The sequence below is a fragment of the Variovorax fucosicus genome (assembly GCF_030316825.1).
Lineage (GTDB): Bacteria > Pseudomonadota > Gammaproteobacteria > Burkholderiales > Burkholderiaceae_C > Variovorax > Variovorax fucosicus.
On record NZ_JASZYU010000001.1, the window covers coordinates 1,780,261 to 1,797,957 of the forward strand.

Consider the following 17,697-nt stretch of genomic DNA (forward strand, 5'->3'; position numbering starts at 1 on the left):
ATGCCGCCGATGGTAGACCCGCCAGCCCGGCGCGTCAGTCCTCGAAGAACGCAACGGGCAGCCCGGGCGTGGCGACGCGCTGCTGAATGACGCTGCCCGACGCCGGCAGTCGCGCGATCTCCGCGGCCGGGCGGCCCTTGCGCCCGCTTGTGACGAACAGCGTGCGCAAGTCGTCGCCGCCGAAGCAGGGCATCGTCGGGCACTGCACCGGCAGCGCGATCGCCTCGCGCACTTCGCCGGCAGGCGAGAGGCGCAGCAGTTGCGCGCCTTCGAACATCGCGACCCAGTAGTCGCCGGCCGCGTCGATGGTGGCGCCGTCCGGCCGGCCCTGGTAGGGCACGCCGCTCTCCGGCGTCCAGCTTGCAGGCTTCATGTCGAACTGGTGGAACACGCGTTCGCGCGTGAGCGCATTGGCCTCGCCGGCCCAGTCCCAGGCGCGCACCGCGTGCGCCGCGGTGTCGGCCCAGTAGACGGTGCGCGCGTCGGGCGCAAAGCCGAGTCCGTTGGCCGTGGTGGCGGCATTGGCCATCTTCGTCACGACGGGCGCGCGTCCGGCACGGGCATCGAGGCAGTAGAGCGTGGCGTTGGCCTGGTCTTTCGGCTCGTTCAGCGTGCCGGCCCAGAAGCGGCCGAGCGGATCGCACTTGCCGTCGTTGAAGCGCAGGGTGGTGGTGTCGTAGTCGGCCGGCGCCAGCAACTGCAGTGCGCCACCCCATTCGCGTGCACGGTAGATGCCGCTGCGCAGCGCCAGCACCAGGCCGCCGCGCCGCGCCGGCGCGATGCAGCCCGGCTCCTCGGCGAGAGGCCAGCGCTGGACCTCACCGCCGGTCGCGCCGCGTGTGCGCAGCACGGCGCGGCCCGGAATGTCGATCCAGTAGAGCGATTGCTCGTGCGGATGCCAGAACGGCGATTCGCCAAGTTCGCAGAGGGAGTTTGGAAGCGTTTGCCACATGGTGCGGGATTGTGCGGGCATGGGCGGCCTTGTGAGCCCGTCCACACGCTCCTATGATGCAGCGGCTGGCCTCTCCAGCACGGGAGCAACACATGGAACACGACGGATCGAACGCCTCGCTTTCACGCCGGGCGGCGTTGCAACTCGGTTTGGGGGGCCTCGGCGGCATGCTGCCGGGCTTCGCATCAGCACAAGCGGCCTGGCCGACCAAAGCGGTGACGCTGGTGGTCGGCTATCCGCCCGGCGGGCAGACCGACTTTGCCGGGCGGGTGCTCACCGCCGGCATGCAGACCAGCCTGGGCCAGGGGGTGGTGATCGACAACAAGCCCGGCGTCAACGGCAACATCGCCACCGACTACATCGCGAAGTCGCCGCCGGACGGCTATCGGCTGCTGGTGGGCAATGGCAGCAACATGGTGCTCAATCCGCACACCTACCGCAACACCACCGTGGCGGATCCGCTCAAGCTCACGCCCATCGGGCTGCTGCTGACCTCGTCGCTGATGCTGGTCGTGCCGGCGAACCTGCCGGTCAAGACGGTCGAGGAATTCATCGCCTGGGTCAAGGCCGAAGACAAGGCCGGCAAGACCGTCGACTACGCCTCGGGCGGGCCCGGCAGCCTGGTGCAGACCACCATGGAGCTGTTCCGCGAGCGCATCGGCAAGCCGAAGATGAGCCATGTGCCCTACAAGGGCAGCAGCCCGGCCATGATCGACCTGATCGCCGGCCGCATCCCCTGCATGTTCGACGCTTCTTCCGTGGTCGCGCCCATGCTCAAGTCCGGACAGCTCAAGGCGCTGATGTCCACCGGCGCGAAGCGCGTGCCGGCCTTCCCCGACGTGCCCACCGCGAAGGAGCGGGGCATCAAGGACTTCGAGATCATTTCGTTCATCGGCCTGTACGGGCCGGCCGGCCTGCCCGCCGACATCGTGAAGAAGGTCAACACGGCAATGAACACCGCGATCAAGGACCCCGCCATCCAGAAGACCATTGCCGAGCGCGGCGACGACGCCGGCGGCGGCACCCCCGAGCAGTTGGCCGCGATGACGCGCGACTACTACAAGCTGCTCGGCGAGGTCGTGAAGAACAACGACATCCGCGCCGAATAGCCAAGACCCCCCGAGTCAGACAAGAAAAAGCCACCCGAGGGTGGCTTTTTCTTGAGTTCCAGAAACACCGCGGAACCGGCTCAGCCGGGCCGCTGGTGTTGCCCCCAGCAGGGGGGAAGGAGAAGCGACACGCAGTGCGCGAAGCCTGGGGGGTTACCTGTTATATGCGGTTTCGCCGTGCGCGGAGATGTCGAGGCCTTCGCGCTCTTCTTCTTCCGTCACGCGCAGACCGATGGTCAGGTCGGCGATCTTGTAGGCGATGAACGAGACCACGCCCGACCACACGATGGTCAGCACCACAGCCTTGAGCTGGATCCAGACCTGGGTGCCGATCGGGTTGGAGATGACCGACGCCGTGACCCAGTCGCCCACGAGGCCGGGGCCGCCGAGTGCCTGCGTGTTGAACACACCGGTGAGCAGTGCGCCGACGATACCGCCGACACCGTGCACGCCGAACACGTCGAGCGAGTCGTCCGCACCCAGCAGCTTCTTGAGGCCGTTGACGCCCCAGAGGCAGGCGAAGCCGGCGACGAAGCCGATCACGATGGCACCCATGAGGCCGACGTTGCCGGCAGCCGGCGTGATGGCCACGAGGCCGGCGACGGCGCCCGAAGCGGCACCCAGCATCGAGGCCTTGCCGCGCATCAGCGCTTCACCGATGCACCATGCGAGCACGGCAGCGGCGGTGGCAGAGAAGGTGTTCATGAACGCGAGCACGGCGCTGGTGCCGGCTTCGAGGGCCGAACCGGCGTTGAAGCCGAACCAGCCCACCCACAGCAGCGAGGCACCGACCATGGTCAACGTCAGCGAATGCGGCGTGAAGGCTTCCTTGCCGTAACCGACGCGCTTGCCGATCACATAGGCACCGACCAGGCCGGCAACGGCCGCGTTGATGTGCACCACGGTGCCGCCTGCGAAGTCGAGCGCGCCCCACTGCCAGATCAGGCCGGCCTTGCCGTTCATCTCGTCGACCACGCCAGCGGCGGTGTAGGCGTCCGGGCCCATCCAGAACCAGACCATGTGCGCGATCGGCGCATAGCTGAAGGTGAACCAGATCACCATGAACAGCAGCACCGCCGAGAACTTGGCGCGCTCGGCGAAGGCACCGACGATCAGGCAGCAGGTGATGCCGGCGAACGTGGCCTGGAAGGCGGCGAACAGCAACTCGGGGATGTAGACACCCTTGCTGAAGGTCGCGCCCGGGGCGAACACGCCGGTGGCCGGGTCGAAGATGCCCTTCATGAACAGCCGGTCGAACCCGCCTATGAAGGAGTTGCCCTCGGTGAACGCGAGGCTGTAGCCGTAGATGAGCCACAGCACCACGATCATCGAGAACGTGACCATGACCTGCATCAGCACCGACAACATGTTCTTGCTGCGGACCAGGCCGCCGTAGAACAGTGCGAGGCCCGGGATGGTCATCATGATGACCAGCAACGTCGACAGCATCATCCAGCTGGTGTCGCCCTTGTTGAAGGACGGGGCGGGTGCGGCGGCAGGTGCGGCGGCAGCTGCCGCGGGCGCTGCTGCAGCAGCGGGGGCGGCCGGTGCGGGTGCTGCGGCCGGGGCTGCCGCGGCGGCGGGAGCCGAAGCTTCAGCAGCGGCCGGCGCCGGCGTCTGGGCAAAGCCGGTGACGCCGGCAGTGAGAACGCTCAGGCCGAGCGCGAGGGAGACGAGCAGTTTTTTCATTTCGGTGTTCTTTCGTGCCTTGAAATACCTGAAATCAGAGGGCTTCACGGCCGGTTTCGCCGGTGCGGATGCGAACGACCTGCTCGAGGTTGTAGACAAAAATCTTGCCGTCGCCGATCTTGCCGGTGCGGGCTGCGCCCTCGACCGCCTCGATCACGCGCTCCACCAGTTCGTCGGACACAGCCGCTTCGATCTTGACCTTCGGCAGGAAGTCGACCACGTACTCTGCGCCACGGTAGAGCTCGGTGTGGCCCTTCTGTCGGCCGAAGCCCTTGACTTCGGTCACGGTGATGCCTTGCACACCGATCGCCGAGAGCGCCTCGCGCACCTCGTCGAGCTTGAAGGGTTTGATGATGGCTGTGACCAGCTTCATGGTTTTATGACTCCTGAGGAATAAAGGGATGGGCGCGGCAACTCAGGCCGCGCCTGGCTGTGTCGCGTTCAGAGCGTCTTGGTGAGGGTGACGATGAAGCGGGCCTTGTTGACGGACTGCTGCTGGGCGCCGAATGTACCGAAGTCCGGGATTTCAATGCCGGGGTTGCTGGTCAGCAGGTAGGAGCTCTTCTTGTTGGCGCCCACGACCGCGCCCGAAAGCGACAGGCCGCCGCCGAAGTCGTAGCTGGCACCCACGTTGTAGTCCACATAGCTCTTGTAGCCGAGGCTGCGGATGTCGCTGGACATGCGCGTGTAGCCGACCGCCGCCTTCAGCGTGAGCTTCGGAACGATTTCCTTGCTGTAGGCCAGGTTCAGGTAGCCGGTGCCGCGGCCCTTCAGGCCCGAACCGTTCTTGGCGCCAGCGTAGCCGAAGTAATCCTTCGACACGGTGTGCGAGTACTTGAGGGTGAACGAGCCGATCGCGTCGTCGGCCCAGGTGCCGGCACCGTAGATTTCGGTGGTGTTGCCGAGGCTGTTGCCCGGGTAGATGTAGGTCAGCACGCCCACGTCCCAGTCGATCGGGCCGCCCTTGAACTTGTAGCCGCCGTAGATGTCGCTCTCGATGCTATTGCCCTGGAGCCAGTTGACGCTGGAGTTCCAGTTGCCCACGTAGAAGCCGCTCTCGTGCGCGTAGTCGAAACCGCCCTGGATCGCGGGCTTGACGGCGCGCGTCTTGTAGTAGTCGTTCTTGCCGATCTGATCCTGATCCTGGCCACGGAACTTGTAGTTGGTGGTCAGCGAGATGTTGGCCGTCAACGGCGACGCGGGCGCCGGGTCCGCTGCCGGCGTCGTTTGGGCCAGGACAGCGCTCGACGCGGTCAGAGCGGCGGCCAGCGCGACCAAAGCCTTGGCGGTTTTACGGTGCATCATCGGGGAAACTCCTCGGAGGGTGTGGATGGGGGTGGAACCCGTTCATAGCAGGGAGCGTGCCAAAGTGCACAGCGGCGACGCCGTGGGGCAACGCGAGTTCCCTTGCAAACAACCGATTCGTCATCCAATGTTTCCGCATCGCGGCGAGTAGACCGGAAAGAAAGCAAGATTGCACCAAAGATGGACGCACCATCTTGGTGAAGGGAGAGAAAATGAGTCTGTCTTTGGTGCAGAGCCGTGCATTGCTCGGCCTGGAAGCGGCCAGTGTCACGGTCGAGGTGCATCTGGCCAATGGTCTGCCCAGTTTCACGCTGGTCGGCCTGGCGGATGTCGAAGTGAAAGAGGCGCGTGAGCGGGTGCGTTGCGCGATCCAGAACGCCGGCCTCGAGTTTCCGAACAACAAGCGCATCACGGTCAATCTGGCACCGGCCGATCTGCCGAAGGATTCCGGCCGCTTCGACCTGCCGATCGCACTCGGCATCCTTGCCGCCAGCGGCCAGATCGACGCGGCACGGCTGGCCGGCTGGGAATTTGCCGGCGAGTTGTCGCTGTCGGGCCAGCTGCGGCCGGTGCGCGGCGCACTCGCCATGGCGCTGGCGCTGCACAGCCGGGGCATTGCGACCCGGCTTGTGCTGCCAGCCGACAGCGCCCGGGAGGCCTCCCTGGTGCCGGGCTCGCATGTCTATGGTGCTCGCCATCTGCTCGATGTGGTGCGCCAGTTTCTGCCGGCAGGCGCCACCGATCTCCCGGAGCCGGCGCCCGGCGACGATGGATGGACAAGGGTTTCAGCCGAAGCCGGCACTCACGTCGTGAACTATCCCGAGCTATCGGACGTGAAGGGCCATGCCGGCGCCAAGCGCGCGCTCGAGATCGCAGCGGCAGGTTCGCACAGCCTTCTGATGGTCGGCCCGCCAGGCTCCGGCAAGTCGATGCTGGCGCAGCGGTTCGCGGGCCTGTTGCCGGCCATGACGGTCGAAGAGGCACTGGAGAGCGCAGCGGTGTCGAGCCTTGGCGGCCGCTTCGCGGTCGAGCGCTGGATGCGCCGCCCACTCGCCGCGCCGCACCACACCTCAAGTGCGATCGCGCTGGTGGGCGGTGGCTCGCCGCCGCGCCCTGGCGAGATCTCGCTGGCGCACCATGGTGTGCTGTTCCTCGACGAGTTGCCCGAGTTTCCGCGCGGCGCGCTGGAGGCGCTGCGCGAGCCACTGGAGACCGGCACGATCACGATCGCGCGGGCCGCCAGGCGCGCCGAGTTCCCCGCGCGCTTCCAGCTCATTGCCGCGATGAACCCGTGCCCCTGCGGTTTTTCGGGCTCGGCGCTGAAGGCCTGCCGCTGCACGCCCGACCAGATTTCGCGCTACCAGGGCAAGCTGAGCGGCCCGCTGCTGGACCGCATCGACCTTCACATCGAAGTGCCGGCCGTGTCGGCGCAAGAGCTGCTGACGGCGCAGCCGGGCGAAGCGACCGGCGGGATCCGTGCCCGGGTCGAGGCGGCTCGCGAGTGCGCGGCCACGCGCCAGGGCAAGCCGAACCAGGCGCTCCACGGGCGCGAAATCGACACCCACGCCGCGCTGGACGATGCGGGCCTGCGCTTCATGCAAACCGCTGCCGCCAAACTCGGCTGGAGTGCCCGCTCTACGCACCGCACGCTCAAGGTCGCGCGCACCATCGCCGACCTGGCCGGCGCCACGCAGGTGCAGACGGCACATGTGGCCGAAGCGGTGCAGTATCGCCGGGCGCTGCGCGGCGCGGCCTGAGTGGCCGCTGCATCAGGGGATCGCTATGCGCGCTTGACGAGGCGAACGATGAACAACAGCACCACGGCACCGACGGTGGCAACAACGATGCTGCCAATGAGGCCGCCACCGAGCGAGACGCCAAAGGTGCTGAAAAGAAAGCCGCCGAGGAAGGCGCCGATCACGCCGACGATGAGATCGCCGACAAGGCCGAAGCCACCGCCCTTGACGAGAACGCCGGCCAGCCAGCCCGCAACAAGACCCACGACGAGAAACCACAACAAGCTCATTTATCTACTCCCTTGATTGGTCGAAATGACCGTTCAGCGGCGAGCCTAACAGCGGCGCAAGTCATGAAGGAACAAGGATGAAGGCGAGCCGTGAACTTGTGCTTTCCGGGCAGGTTTTTCGGATGAGGGTTCGACCCGCTGCACCGGAGGCTAAACTGCCGCCCCTCGCTGCCAGCGCCTGCTGGCAGCGTTGCAACAGGCAAGTGCCTGATCTCTAGTCCAAGGAAATCTCTCAGTGAACCGCATCGAACTCGTCGAAAAAATCGCCACCACCCATACCGTCAGCAAGGCCGAAGCCGCGCGCATCCTCGAAACCGTGACCAGCGCCATCGTCGCTGCAGTCAAGAAGGGCGACCCCGTTCAGATCGTCGGCTTCGGCACGTTCAAGCAGGTGGCACGTGCTGCGCGCACCGGTTTCAATCCGCAAGCTGGCACCAAGATCAAGATTGCCGCACAGAAGGTGCCCAAGTTCGTCCCGGGCGCATCGTTCAAGGCGGCCGTGGATCCCAAGGCCGCGAAGCGCAAGGCCGACAAGGCAGCCGTTGCAAAGCCGGCCGCCAAGCCGGTTGCCAAGAAGGCCGCTGCCAAGAAGAAGTGATCGGCCTCGCAGCGCATGCTGCGGAGTGAGCACCGCGGCCCTGAGGGGCCGTTTTCGTTTTTGTTGAGAGAACGCACGATGTTGATGTCGAGTCGATCGCCCGCAGCGCCCTACGACGGCCGCATGGTCGGCTGGCTGTCGGTCGGCCAGCTCATCACCTGGGGCAGCGTGTTCTATGCATTCGCGCTGCTGATGGCGCCGGTCGAGCAGGCGCTGGGCTTGAGCCGCGCACAGTCGTCGCTGGCATTCAGCCTCGCGCTGCTGGCCGAAGGCGTGATGGCGTGGACGGTCGGCCGCTGGATCGACCGCGGCCACGAACGCGCCGTGATGACCGGGGGCTCGCTCGTGATGGCCGCCGGCCTCTTTGCCCACAGCTTCATCCAGAACGCAGCCGGCTTCTACGCCGTGTGGATCGTGCTCGGCGCGGCACTGGCCGCCACCCTCTACAACCCGGCGTTCGCGATCGTGACGCGCCGCTTTCCAGATGACTTTCGCCGCGCCATCATCACGCTGACATTTCTGGGCGGGCTGGCCAGCACGGTGTTCATCCCGCTGGTCGCGGGGCTGGTGGGCGCGCTGGGCTGGCGGCACGCGCTGTGGGTGCTGGCAGCGATCCACCTGTTCGTCTGCGTCCCGCTGCATGCACGGGTGCTGCGCCACGCGCCGCCGGCGCGTGCCAAGACCGACGCACCGGCCGGCACTGCACCCCTGCCGGTCGCGCACTACCTGCGCAGCGCACCGTTCCTGCTGGTGGGCGTGTTCGTGGTGCTGCTGATGGCCGTGACCGTGGCCCTGCCGCCGCACATGGTGAGCCTGCTGCGCGAAAGCGGGCTGTCGGAGTCGTGGGCGATCGCGATTCCCGCCAGCATCGGCCTGGTGCAGGTGCTGGGACGCGCGCTGCTCTACTTCTTCGAACACCGCTTCGACCTGCACCTGGCGAATCGGTTGATCCCGTGCCTGATCCCGCTCGGGCTCGTCGCCTTGCTGGCCGGCGGTGGCCATGCGGGCGCGGCGCTGCTGTTCGTGGCGCTCTACGGCATGGGTAACGGCATGCTGACGATCGTCAAGGGCACGGCCATCGCGCAGTACGTGAACCGCGACCACGTTGCCACGCTCAATGGCGCGCTCGGCTTGCCGAGCGCCATCGCGCGTGCCGTCGCGCCGCTGATGCTGGGCCTGCTGTGGACGCCGGCGCTGGGCTACACCGCGGGCCTGTGGGTGCTGCTGGTCGTGAGCGTGGTGGCGGTGCTGGCGCTGGTGGGCGCGCAGCGGTTCAGCGCGCGGACCTGAACATCACGATCAGCATCACGATACCGGCCAGGAAGGCGAGCAGCCGCACCACCCACGGCACCACCAGCCAGGCGCCGACGACCGCTGCAATCTTGCCGAGCAGCCCGGCATTGACGAGCGGCTCGCGCCGCCCCGCGGCGGGCGCGGTGCTGCCGGGCACCGGCGCACCGCACGAAGGACATGTGCTGGCCTGCGTCGACACCTGTTTGCCGCATTCGGGACATGCGATGAGCGCCATGGTCGTTCTCCTCCTCAGGATTTCTTGCCCGCCACCGCGGTGGGTGGCTGGATGATGATCTCGACGCGCCGATTGCGTTGCCGGCCGTCCGGGTCGTCACTGCCATCGGGTCGGGTGTTCGATGCAAGCGGCCGCTGCTTGCCGAACCCGTGCACCGCGAACGCGCGGGCCGGCTCGCCCTGCAGCCGGGCGGCCACGGCCTGTGCGCGCCGCTTCGAGAGCACTTCGTTGTAGGCATCGGTGCCTTTGCCGTCGGAGTGTCCGTTGATGGTGACCGGCGCTTCGGGGTAGCTGCGCAAGAGCTCGGCAGCCTTCTCGAGCGAGGCGCGCGCATCGGGCCGCAGCTCGGCCTTGTCGAAATCGAACAGCACGTCGGCGGGCAGGTCGATCACGATGGCCTGCTGCTCGGTCTGGCGCGCCTGCAGCGTGTCGAGCAGTTCGCGCGTTACGGCGACGCGGGCCGGTGGCACTTCGGCCAGGCGGAACACCGTGCTCGGCGCCGCTGCGCTGCCCAGCTGCGACGGCGTGGCGCTGCTGGCGAGCGCGCCCGCCACACCGGCCTTGCGGAACTCCGTGCGCGGCGCATCGGCCACGCGCACGAAGCTGCTCGGCACGTCCTTCAGGCTCCGGGCGACGCGCTCGACCGTGAGGGCCGACGCAGGCGCCACCAGCCCCGTGCCGGCGCACCACAACACGGCCAGCACGTGCGCGCCTCGCGTCATGTACCGCCTTGCTGCAACGGCAGCGTGATCGAGAGGCCGGGGCCCGCGGTGTTGTCGGGCGTGTTGCCCTCGTTGAATACCAGCCGCAACTGCGGTGTGCCGGGCGGCACGGCGCCAAGGAACACCAGCTTGCCTTCCATCGTGTCGCCCGACACGATGCGCAGATAGCGGTTGTCCTCAGGCGGCCGCAGCATCAGGCGGTTGCCCGCGGGGTCGGCCAGGTAGGTGACGGTCTCCGCAAGGTTGGTGAAGTTGGTCTCGCGGCTGCCGAAGGACGCGCTCACGGTGAGCACGGTCGCGTCCTCGCCCAGCTCGATGTTCTTCACGCGCACCGTCAGGCCCGCGCTCGCGACGCCCTGCACGCTCAGCGCGACCTGCTTGGGCGCTGCCGCGGCTGCGGGTGCCGGCATCGCAGCGGTCGGTGGCGGCGCGGCGAGTGCAGGCGTGGGTTGTGCTGCAGGTGCGATTGGGGCGGGTGAAACTGCGGCGGGCGCAGTCGACGCTGGCGGTGCACTCTTGTCGCCGCACCCGGCGAGCGCCAAGGCGAACACGATGGCCAGCAACGTGATGGAGGATTCGGGTTTCATCGGATGTTGACGCTGTTGACGTTGGCGTTCGGCACCGTGCCGCCCTTGCAATCGGCGTCGGCGCGCACGTCGCGGCTGTTGCGCCCGGTGACGATCACCGTCTTGCCCTGCAGCGCGCGGCCGTCGATGTTGACGCTGTTGACGTTGCCGGCTGCCGCCGTGTTCTTCGTATTGCCGTCGGCGCATTGCACCTGTACGTTCTGCGCCTTGTTGCCGCTGACCTCTATGCGGTTGGTGCCGCTGCCCGGGTTCTCGATGACGGTGGTGCCAGCCGCGGCAGCGGGCGCCGCCGCCACGATGCCGAGAGAACAGAAGATGTGAAGTAAATGGCTGCGGTGATGCATGCAGAAGCTCCTCAAGGTTGGCGCGTCAGGCTGTCGCGCCCGGGCAGGCTGCCGGGCGGCGCCGAAGGTTGCGCGGCCACGCCTTCGGGCTGAACGGCGCCCATGCCCGGCAGGCGGGCCAGCGAACTCGCTGTCTTGGCGACGGGTGGTGCAGTCTGCGCGCCCGCGGCTGCCGACGCTGCCTCGGGCGACAAACCGCCCTGCCGGCGGATGGTGTTTTCCAGGTCGCTCGCAAAGCGCTCGGCCAGGGCCATTTCTTCCGTCGCCATTTCGCCGCCCAGCGAGGTGATGGCCTCGGTCGCCTGCCGGGCGCTGGTGCTGCCGGGCGGTGCGAGCCGCTGGGTCAGGCGCGCATAGCCGAGCGCCTTGATGTTGTCCTGCGGCGCGCCGCGCCCGTTCTTGTAGAGCTCGCTCAGCCGCTGCATCGCACGCGGGTCGCCACGCACCGCGCCGAGCAGGTACCAGCGGTAGGCCTGGCCGATGTCGGACACGCCGCTGCGGTTGCTTTGATAGGCGTCGCCCAACAGCGTCAGCAGGTTCGGGTTGTTGGTGCGCAGCGCGTCTTCTTTCAGCCGCGCGATCTCGCTCTGGTACAGCGGCCCCTGGCAACCCGGGTTGACCACGCCGCGCTCGAGCGCCTGCTGGCACGACTCGACGTAGCGCGCCCCGGTGCCGGCCACCGGAGCGCCGATGGTGCCGGACGAGGTCGCAGGCGCGGGGGTGCCGCCGGTACCGGCCGCCACCGACGCGCGCGCCGCGCCGCTTTGCGTCACGGCGCCCGTGCTCGCGGCCGCCTGTGCCCACGCCAGCCCGCCATGCAGCAACGCGAGCATGGCCAGCACCGGCAAGGCGAACTGGCGCATCAGGTGCCCGCCTTCGCCGGTGGCGCGCCGGCCTGAGTGACCAGCGGCGGATCCCAGGGCATCGGCACGCCGAAGAACAGCGGCTCGAAGCCCTGCCAGGTCAGCACGTCGACGCTGTCGCCGACCTGCGGGTAGCGTGTCGAGTACACGTTGCGCAGCGCCTCGCGCGTGGGCTCGTCGAGCTTCTGGTTGACGGTCACGTTCTGGCCGTACTTGCGCAGCATCACCTGGACCAGTCCGATCTTCAGCTGGGGCGTGAGGCCTTCAAACGAGGCGCGCATGTTGTCGACCACCACCGGATCCGGCACGCCGTTCGGAATGCAGCGCCAGTAAGGCGTGTTGGTGGCCTTGCCCATGAGCTCGAGCACGCTCAGGTCGACCAGCGTGCGGATGGCCGAGTGCCGGCCCTGCAGGTAGCGGCCTTCGAGCTTGAAGCCGAACGAGTCGCCGTAGAAGCCCAGGCTCGCGTTGTCTTCTGCCGTGAAGTTCAGCACCTTGATGACGTTCGAGGCCTGGATGCGCGGCACCATCTGCTGAGTGCTGAAGCTCACCAGGTTGAGGTCGAGCGCGAGCGCCGACAGGATGGCGGTGCGCTTCACGTCGGCGCCCAGCGCGGTCTCGCCCTTGCCCTTGCCGAACTCGACGCTGGCCGAGTTCGAGCGGCCGGCGCCCGACAGCGCGCGGTCGAACTCGGTAAGCGCGCCGGTGATGAGGAAGTCGGGCATCGTCACACCGAACTTCGCGCCGAGCTGCGCCTGCGAGATCAGGTAGTCGGGGTGGTACGGCACGTACACGATGCGCGCGCCGATGCGGTTGACCGCGGTGCGAACCATCTCTGTGATGTCGCCCGGGATCTCGGAGCCCACCAGCGGGTTCGACAGGTTGGTCGCATCGAGGATGTTGCGGGTCTGCATGTAGACCACCGGATCGCCGTCCTTGTAGATGTCGAGCATGCGGCCGAAGCGCCCGAGCGAGGTGGCGTAGTTGCTGAGATTGGCCGAGGGAAGTTGCTTGGCGGCCTCCCTGGCGGCCAGCAGCTTGTCGGCGTCGCCGAGTGCGTTTTCAGTGGTGGCACAGCCGGCCAGCAACGTGGTGGCGGCCAGGGCGAGGATCCCGCGCCGGAAGCGCGAAGTGGTTTGCGAGGTCATGCGTTTCACGGGAAAAGTTGTTCTTGTTCATGCTCGTTCGCCGGACGCTGTTGCGCAGCGCAGCTCATCGGCCGTTGTTCAGGACCGTGATGTTCTCCACCCCCTTGCCATCGACGAACAGCGTCACGTTGCCGCTCACGTTGCCCTGAATGGTCGGGCTCGCGATGCGCAGCTGGCCATCGGCGCCCTGCTGCACGTTGTTGTAGTTGGTGCGGATCACCAGGTTGGTCTGGTTCGGCGGCAGCTTCAGCGTGCCGTCGGGCTGCACCAGCGCCTGCTGCTCCACCACCTTGTTCTGTTCGAGCGCCCGCGCGACGCGTGCCTTGGCCGTGACGCCTGGCGTCACGCCGTCGACCAGCTTGACGCCGGCTTCCTTCGAATCCTTGTAGGCGCCCATCGCTTCGCCGTAGTTGACGAGCTGTGCCGAGGCGTGGCCGCCCAGCGCGAGCAGTGCGGCGCCCAGCGCGGCGGTGGTGGTGATGCGGACGAAGTTCATGGTGACTCTCCTTGCATGCGTTACATGCTGAGCACGGTGACGGCCGGGCCCACGGTGACGCTGTGGTTGACCACGCCGCTCGACGGCTTGGTCACCGTGTAGCCGACGTTCGCAGCCCACGGCGTGTTGCCGGCAACGCCGGCCGAACCGGCCAGCACGCCGGCCGTGGTGCGCACGCTGCCCGTGGTGATGCCGACGCCGGCCATCGACTGGTTGCCGACGATCGCGACGCTGCCCGTGATCACGCCGCGGTTGATGACCGAGTTCGACGTGCCGCCCGCCATGGCCGTGCCGCGGTTGCCGGCGATGACCACGTTGCCGGCCAGCACGCCGCGGTTCACCACCGAGTTGACCGTGCCGCCGCCCTGCGCGCTGCCCTGGTTGCCGAGGATGGCAATACGGCCGGTCAGGAGCCCCTGGTTGTCGACGCTGTTCACCATGCCGCCGCCGTTGGCGCTGCCGCGGTTGCCGATGATGGCGATGTTGCTGCTGATCAGGTTGCCGTTGCCGCGGTTGTGCACGCTGTTGACCGTGCCGCTGCCTTGCGCCGAGCCCGTGTTGCCGGCGATGACGATGTTGCTGGCGCCGATGCGGCCCTGGTTGATCACCGAGTTGACCGTGCCGCCACCCTGCGTGCTGCCCTGGTTGCCCAGGATGTGGATCTGGCTGCCGGCGATGTTGCCGTTGTTGATCACGCTGTTGGCAATACCGCCGCCCTCGACCGAGCCGCGGTTGCCGATGATCGTGATGTTGCTGCCGCCCAGCGTGCCCTGGTTGTCGACGCTGTTGATGCTGCCCTTTTGCGCGACCCGGCCCTGGTTGCCGGAGATCGTGACGTTGGTGCCCGCCATGCGCGCGCCTTCGCGGTTGCGCACGCTGTTGGCGCTGACGTCTTCGGAGCCGACCTGCGCGCTGCCTCGGTTGGCTGCGATGGTGAGCGAGGAGCCGGTCAGCTGGCCTTCGTTGTAGACGCTGTTGGCGACCGCCGTCTTGCCGTCGCGCGTGCTCACGCCTTCGGCGTTGTTGGCCGTGATGGTGGTCTGCGTCGCATCGGTTGCGCCCGACTTGTCGACCACCGCGCTGTTGGCCAGCGCCACGCCCTTGTCGGCCGAGACGTCGGTCGCGGTGTTGCCGAGCAACTGCATGCTGCTGGCACGCAGCGCGCCCATCACCTGCACCGCATTGGCGCTGGCGTAGCCTACGCCGCGGTCCATCACCGCATAGCCCGCGACAGTGCCTTCGTCGCCATGACTGCGCACGTTCTCGGCGCGGTTGTTCGACAGCGTGATGGCGCTGCCCTGCATGTCGCCGCTGCCGTTGAGCGCCAGCGCATTGGCATTGACACGTCCGCCGTCCGCATTGAGCGCCTTCGCCACGTTGCCCTGGATGCTCACCGGCGAACCGTTGAGGCGCACGCCGCCCTCGCCTTCGAGGTAGATGCCGTTGGCCACGAGGATGCCGTTCTTCGCGCTGCCGATACCGGCGGCCTGGTTGTAGCCGCCGCCGGTGCGCACGTCGTCGGCCGTATTGTTCGCGATGGTGATCGGGCTGCCCGTCACGCTCGCATCGCGGTAGCCCGCCAGGGCGTTCACCAGCGCCGTGCCGCCGATGGCGCCGACGTTGTTGGCGCGGTTGCCGGCCACCGAGATCGGCGAGGCGGCGTCGACGCGCACGTTCTGGTAGAGCACCACTGCGTTGGTGGCCGCGCGGGCCACGCTCTTCTCGCTGAACACGTTGCCGGGGCCGGCCATCGAGCTGGCGCCGGTCGACACCTGCGACGCGGTGTTGCCGCTGACGCTGGTGGCTGCCGACAGGCGCGAGCCGCCGCCCTCGCCCTTTTCCACGCTCACGCTGTTGGCCACCAGCTTGCCGCCCTGCGCCGACAGGTCGCGCGCGGTGTTGCCCGAGAGCGCGACCGAGCCCGCATCCACCGTGGAGCCGAACACCCCCAGGCTGTTGGCGAGTGCCATCGCGTTCTGCTTGCTCGAGAACAGCAGGCCGCCGCCGGCGCTGCCCTCGAAGCCGCTGGCGCGTACGTTCTCGGCGGTGTTGCCTGCGATGTTGAGCGTGCCGTTCTGCACGCGGGCATCGCTCAGCAGCGCGCTGTTGGCGGCGGCGAGCCCGCCCGAACCCTGCACGCCGCGCGCGGTATTGCCGCTGATCGTGATCGGCGTGTTCTGCAAGGTGGCATTGCTGTCGAGCGCCAGGCTGTTGGCCAGCGCACGGCCGTTGCGTTCGAACGAGCCCACCACGCCGCCACCGATGCTCGCGCCGCCGCCGGCGGTGTTGATGTCGCTCGCGGTGTTGCCGCTCAGCGTGACGTTGCTGCGCTGCGTGGTCGACTGCTGCAGCCAGATGCTGTTGGCCGCGGCCGCACCGCCGACGGCCTGCACCTTGTCGGCCGTATTGCCGGTGAGCGTGTGCTGCGTGGCACCCTGCACGTCGCCCTTCTGGATCGACACGCTGTTGGCGAGCGCCGATGCCGACATGGTCACGTCGGCCAGGGCGCCCATCAGCAGCGAGCCGCTGCCGCCGCTGGCTTCTACCTTGCTCGCGCGGTTGCCCGACTGCAAGGCCTGGTAGTTGCGCAGATCGCTGCCCGTGTAGTCGGCCAGGTTCACGCTGTTGGCCAGGGCGCTGCCGCCGAGTGCCCACATGCCGTTGGTGTCGTTGCCCTGCTGCGTGATGCGCGCGCCCTTGACCTGGCTGCCGGCCGCCGCAAAGGAGTTGGCGGCCGCCACGCCGCTCAGATCCGCCGAGGCGACCATGCCGCCACCGACGCTGCCCGAACCACCGCCCGCGCGCACGTCGCGCGCCGTGTTGCCACCCTGGGTGACGGTCAGGTCTTCGGCCGTGCTGCGCGCCAGCGTGGTGGCGTTGGCGAGTGCCGCCCCGCCGACCGATTGCACGCCGTCGGCCTTGTTGCCGGTGACCGACAGCTGCATGCGGCGCATTTCGGATTCGTCGGCCAGCACGCCGTTGGCCGTGGCGCGGCCCGGCAGCTGGAGCGAGCCGATCGCGCCGAGGGCAATCGCGCCCTTGGCACCGATCGCCTCGATGTTGTTTGCCTGGTTGCCGCTCACCAGCACGCGGCTGTCGGCCAGCGGCCGGCGGCCGGTGCCGCCCGAGAGCAGCACCGTGTTGGCCGTGGCCGCACCGCCCACCGCGGAGACGAAGCCCTGCACCTGGTTTTGCAGCACGCTGACCTGCGAGTTGCCGACCTGCAGCGCCGACAGGCCGATGGTGTTGGCCTGCGCGGTGGAAACGAGTTCGGCCGAGGCCGCGAGCCCGAGGCCGGCGCCGGCCTTGCCGCCGCTCGCACTGACCTGCGCCGGGGCCCGGTTGCCGGTGGCGATGGCGCTGGAGCGCCCGTCCACCTCGCTGCCGGGCCGGGCCGTGAGCCAGCCCAGGCCATGGAGCACGCCCTCCTGCGCCTGCGCCGCCAGCGGCAGCGCGAAGCCGGCGCCAAGCAGCGCCATGGCGATCAGGGTCTTGCGGTGTTGCACGAGGGCGAAGGGCACAGGCGTCTCCAGAACAGGTCGTCGGGCCGTGGATCGGCCCGCGGGACGGGTCGAACTCAGTTGATGTTCACGGAGTTGACGTTGGCCGTGCCGCCGATCGCCTTGATGTCTTCGGCCGTGTTGCCGGTGACCATGATTTCGCTGTTCTTGACCTTGGAGCCGGTGATGTTCACGCTGTTGACGTTGGCCATACCGCTCATCTCGACGCCGGCCAGCTTGAGGCCCACCGAGCCGCCGCCGGAGATGACATTCTTGGCGCTGTTGTTGCTCACCGTGATCTTGCTGTTGGTGACTTCGGAGCCGGTCGAACCGGAGGCCTTGCCCACGCCCGGAATGCTGATGTTGCCGCTCTGCGCGAAGGCCGAGGCGGAAAAGAATGCGAGCGTGACGACGCCGGCTGCAGCGAATTTCTTCATGTGTTCACTCCTGAAAGGATTGCGGTTGAAGGGTTGAAGCGCAGTCCGGGGGTGTGGACCACGAGCGGCCAATCTACCGAGGGCACATGACAAATTGCTTCTTATTTGTAAATCCATGTTGACGGCGCTATTCCTTACAAAAAGAAATAGACGGCAGCGATCCACGCGAACTTTTTTCGCATCGATTTATGGGCCGTAAATTAAACGCGCGCGTCGCATAGAGGGCCGAAAAAGCGCTGCCCGAATTCGCACGTGAACGCTTGCTCTTAATTAAAGCGGCATTCGGTAATGCGGGGATTGCGTGGCGGGTGGGCATGCCAACGGATGACCGAGTCCGGACACCGCACGCGGGCGATGTCAACCCTTGGCGGCCGAATCAAAACGAATCCAAAC

18 protein-coding genes are annotated in these 17,697 nt (G+C 67.6%); 4 read left to right on the top strand and 14 right to left on the bottom strand.

Annotated elements, in window-relative coordinates; translation table 11 throughout:
• Positions 1-34: 34 nt before the first annotated feature.
• Complete coding sequence (locus QTI05_RS08450) at positions 35-973, bottom strand: SMP-30/gluconolactonase/LRE family protein (RefSeq protein ID WP_444812872.1); 939 nt, start codon at positions 971-973, stop codon at positions 35-37.
• 71 nt (positions 974-1,044) lie between these two features.
• On the opposite strand from QTI05_RS08450, the gene QTI05_RS08455 reads away from it, so the two are divergent.
• On the top strand, positions 1,045-2,061 hold the full coding sequence (locus QTI05_RS08455; RefSeq protein ID WP_286540789.1) for a Bug family tripartite tricarboxylate transporter substrate binding protein: 1,017 nt from the start codon (positions 1,045-1,047) through the stop codon (positions 2,059-2,061).
• Positions 2,062-2,214: 153 nt separating this feature from the next.
• Here the strand turns inward: QTI05_RS08455 and QTI05_RS08460 are convergent, their stop codons facing one another.
• From QTI05_RS08460 to QTI05_RS08470, 3 genes are all read right to left on the bottom strand, one after another.
• Positions 2,215-3,750, bottom strand: a complete 1,536-nt coding sequence (locus QTI05_RS08460) for an ammonium transporter (protein WP_286623889.1) — start codon at positions 3,748-3,750, stop codon at positions 2,215-2,217.
• Between the two features lie 34 nt (positions 3,751-3,784).
• The gene (gene glnK / locus QTI05_RS08465) at positions 3,785-4,123 is read right to left on the bottom strand and encodes a P-II family nitrogen regulator (protein WP_187053895.1); all 339 of its coding nucleotides are present in this window, start codon (positions 4,121-4,123) and stop codon (positions 3,785-3,787) included.
• A gap of 68 nt (positions 4,124-4,191) precedes the next feature.
• Positions 4,192-5,055: a TorF family putative porin gene (locus QTI05_RS08470; protein WP_286623891.1), complete on the bottom strand. Its 864-nt coding sequence runs from the start codon at positions 5,053-5,055 to the stop codon at positions 4,192-4,194.
• 212 nt (positions 5,056-5,267) lie between these two features.
• Between QTI05_RS08470 and QTI05_RS08475 the strand changes: the two genes are divergently transcribed.
• Positions 5,268-6,812, top strand: a complete 1,545-nt coding sequence (locus tag QTI05_RS08475) for a YifB family Mg chelatase-like AAA ATPase (protein WP_286623892.1) — start codon at positions 5,268-5,270, stop codon at positions 6,810-6,812.
• 23 nt (positions 6,813-6,835) lie between these two features.
• Here the strand turns inward: QTI05_RS08475 and QTI05_RS08480 are convergent, their stop codons facing one another.
• A complete protein-coding gene (locus QTI05_RS08480) occupies positions 6,836-7,081 on the bottom strand; it encodes a GlsB/YeaQ/YmgE family stress response membrane protein (RefSeq protein WP_286623894.1) in 246 nt (81 codons plus the stop codon).
• Between the two features lie 235 nt (positions 7,082-7,316).
• On the opposite strand from QTI05_RS08480, the gene QTI05_RS08485 reads away from it, so the two are divergent.
• Together QTI05_RS08485 and QTI05_RS08490 are read left to right on the top strand one after the other, a co-directional pair.
• The gene (locus tag QTI05_RS08485) at positions 7,317-7,679 is read left to right on the top strand and encodes an HU family DNA-binding protein (protein ID WP_286540782.1); all 363 of its coding nucleotides are present in this window, start codon (positions 7,317-7,319) and stop codon (positions 7,677-7,679) included.
• A gap of 78 nt (positions 7,680-7,757) precedes the next feature.
• Positions 7,758-8,969: an MFS transporter gene (locus QTI05_RS08490; protein WP_286623895.1), complete on the top strand. Its 1,212-nt coding sequence runs from the start codon at positions 7,758-7,760 to the stop codon at positions 8,967-8,969.
• Here the strand turns inward: QTI05_RS08490 and QTI05_RS08495 are convergent.
• From QTI05_RS08495 to QTI05_RS08535, 9 genes are all read right to left on the bottom strand, one after another.
• Complete coding sequence (locus QTI05_RS08495; protein ID WP_286540780.1) at positions 8,953-9,207, bottom strand: zinc ribbon domain-containing protein; 255 nt, start codon at positions 9,205-9,207, stop codon at positions 8,953-8,955. The two genes, QTI05_RS08490 and QTI05_RS08495, sit on opposite strands and share 17 nt — an antisense overlap.
• A gap of 14 nt (positions 9,208-9,221) precedes the next feature.
• Complete coding sequence (locus QTI05_RS08500) at positions 9,222-9,929, bottom strand: OmpA family protein (RefSeq protein WP_286540779.1); 708 nt, start codon at positions 9,927-9,929, stop codon at positions 9,222-9,224.
• The gene (locus tag QTI05_RS08505; protein WP_286623896.1) at positions 9,926-10,516 is read right to left on the bottom strand and encodes a hypothetical protein; all 591 of its coding nucleotides are present in this window, start codon (positions 10,514-10,516) and stop codon (positions 9,926-9,928) included. Before QTI05_RS08505 ends, QTI05_RS08500 begins: the two co-directional genes overlap by 4 nt.
• On the bottom strand, positions 10,513-10,860 hold the full coding sequence (locus tag QTI05_RS08510) for a hypothetical protein (RefSeq protein WP_286623898.1): 348 nt from the start codon (positions 10,858-10,860) through the stop codon (positions 10,513-10,515). The genes QTI05_RS08505 and QTI05_RS08510 overlap by 4 nt, the downstream gene beginning before the upstream one ends.
• A gap of 11 nt (positions 10,861-10,871) precedes the next feature.
• The gene (locus QTI05_RS08515; protein ID WP_286623899.1) at positions 10,872-11,723 is read right to left on the bottom strand and encodes an SEL1-like repeat protein; all 852 of its coding nucleotides are present in this window, start codon (positions 11,721-11,723) and stop codon (positions 10,872-10,874) included.
• Entirely contained in the window at positions 11,723-12,871 is a 1,149-nt protein-coding gene (locus QTI05_RS08520) for a hypothetical protein (RefSeq protein ID WP_286541481.1), read from the bottom strand. The genes QTI05_RS08515 and QTI05_RS08520 overlap by 1 nt, the downstream gene beginning before the upstream one ends.
• 64 nt (positions 12,872-12,935) lie before the next feature.
• Positions 12,936-13,367, bottom strand: a complete 432-nt coding sequence (locus QTI05_RS08525; RefSeq protein WP_286540774.1) for a hypothetical protein — start codon at positions 13,365-13,367, stop codon at positions 12,936-12,938.
• Positions 13,368-13,387: 20 nt separating this feature from the next.
• Positions 13,388-16,888, bottom strand: a complete 3,501-nt coding sequence (locus QTI05_RS08530) for a beta strand repeat-containing protein (protein WP_286623901.1) — start codon at positions 16,886-16,888, stop codon at positions 13,388-13,390.
• A gap of 56 nt (positions 16,889-16,944) precedes the next feature.
• Entirely contained in the window at positions 16,945-17,304 is a 360-nt protein-coding gene (locus QTI05_RS08535; protein WP_286540772.1) for a hypothetical protein, read from the bottom strand.
• Positions 17,305-17,697: the final 393 nt, after the last annotated feature.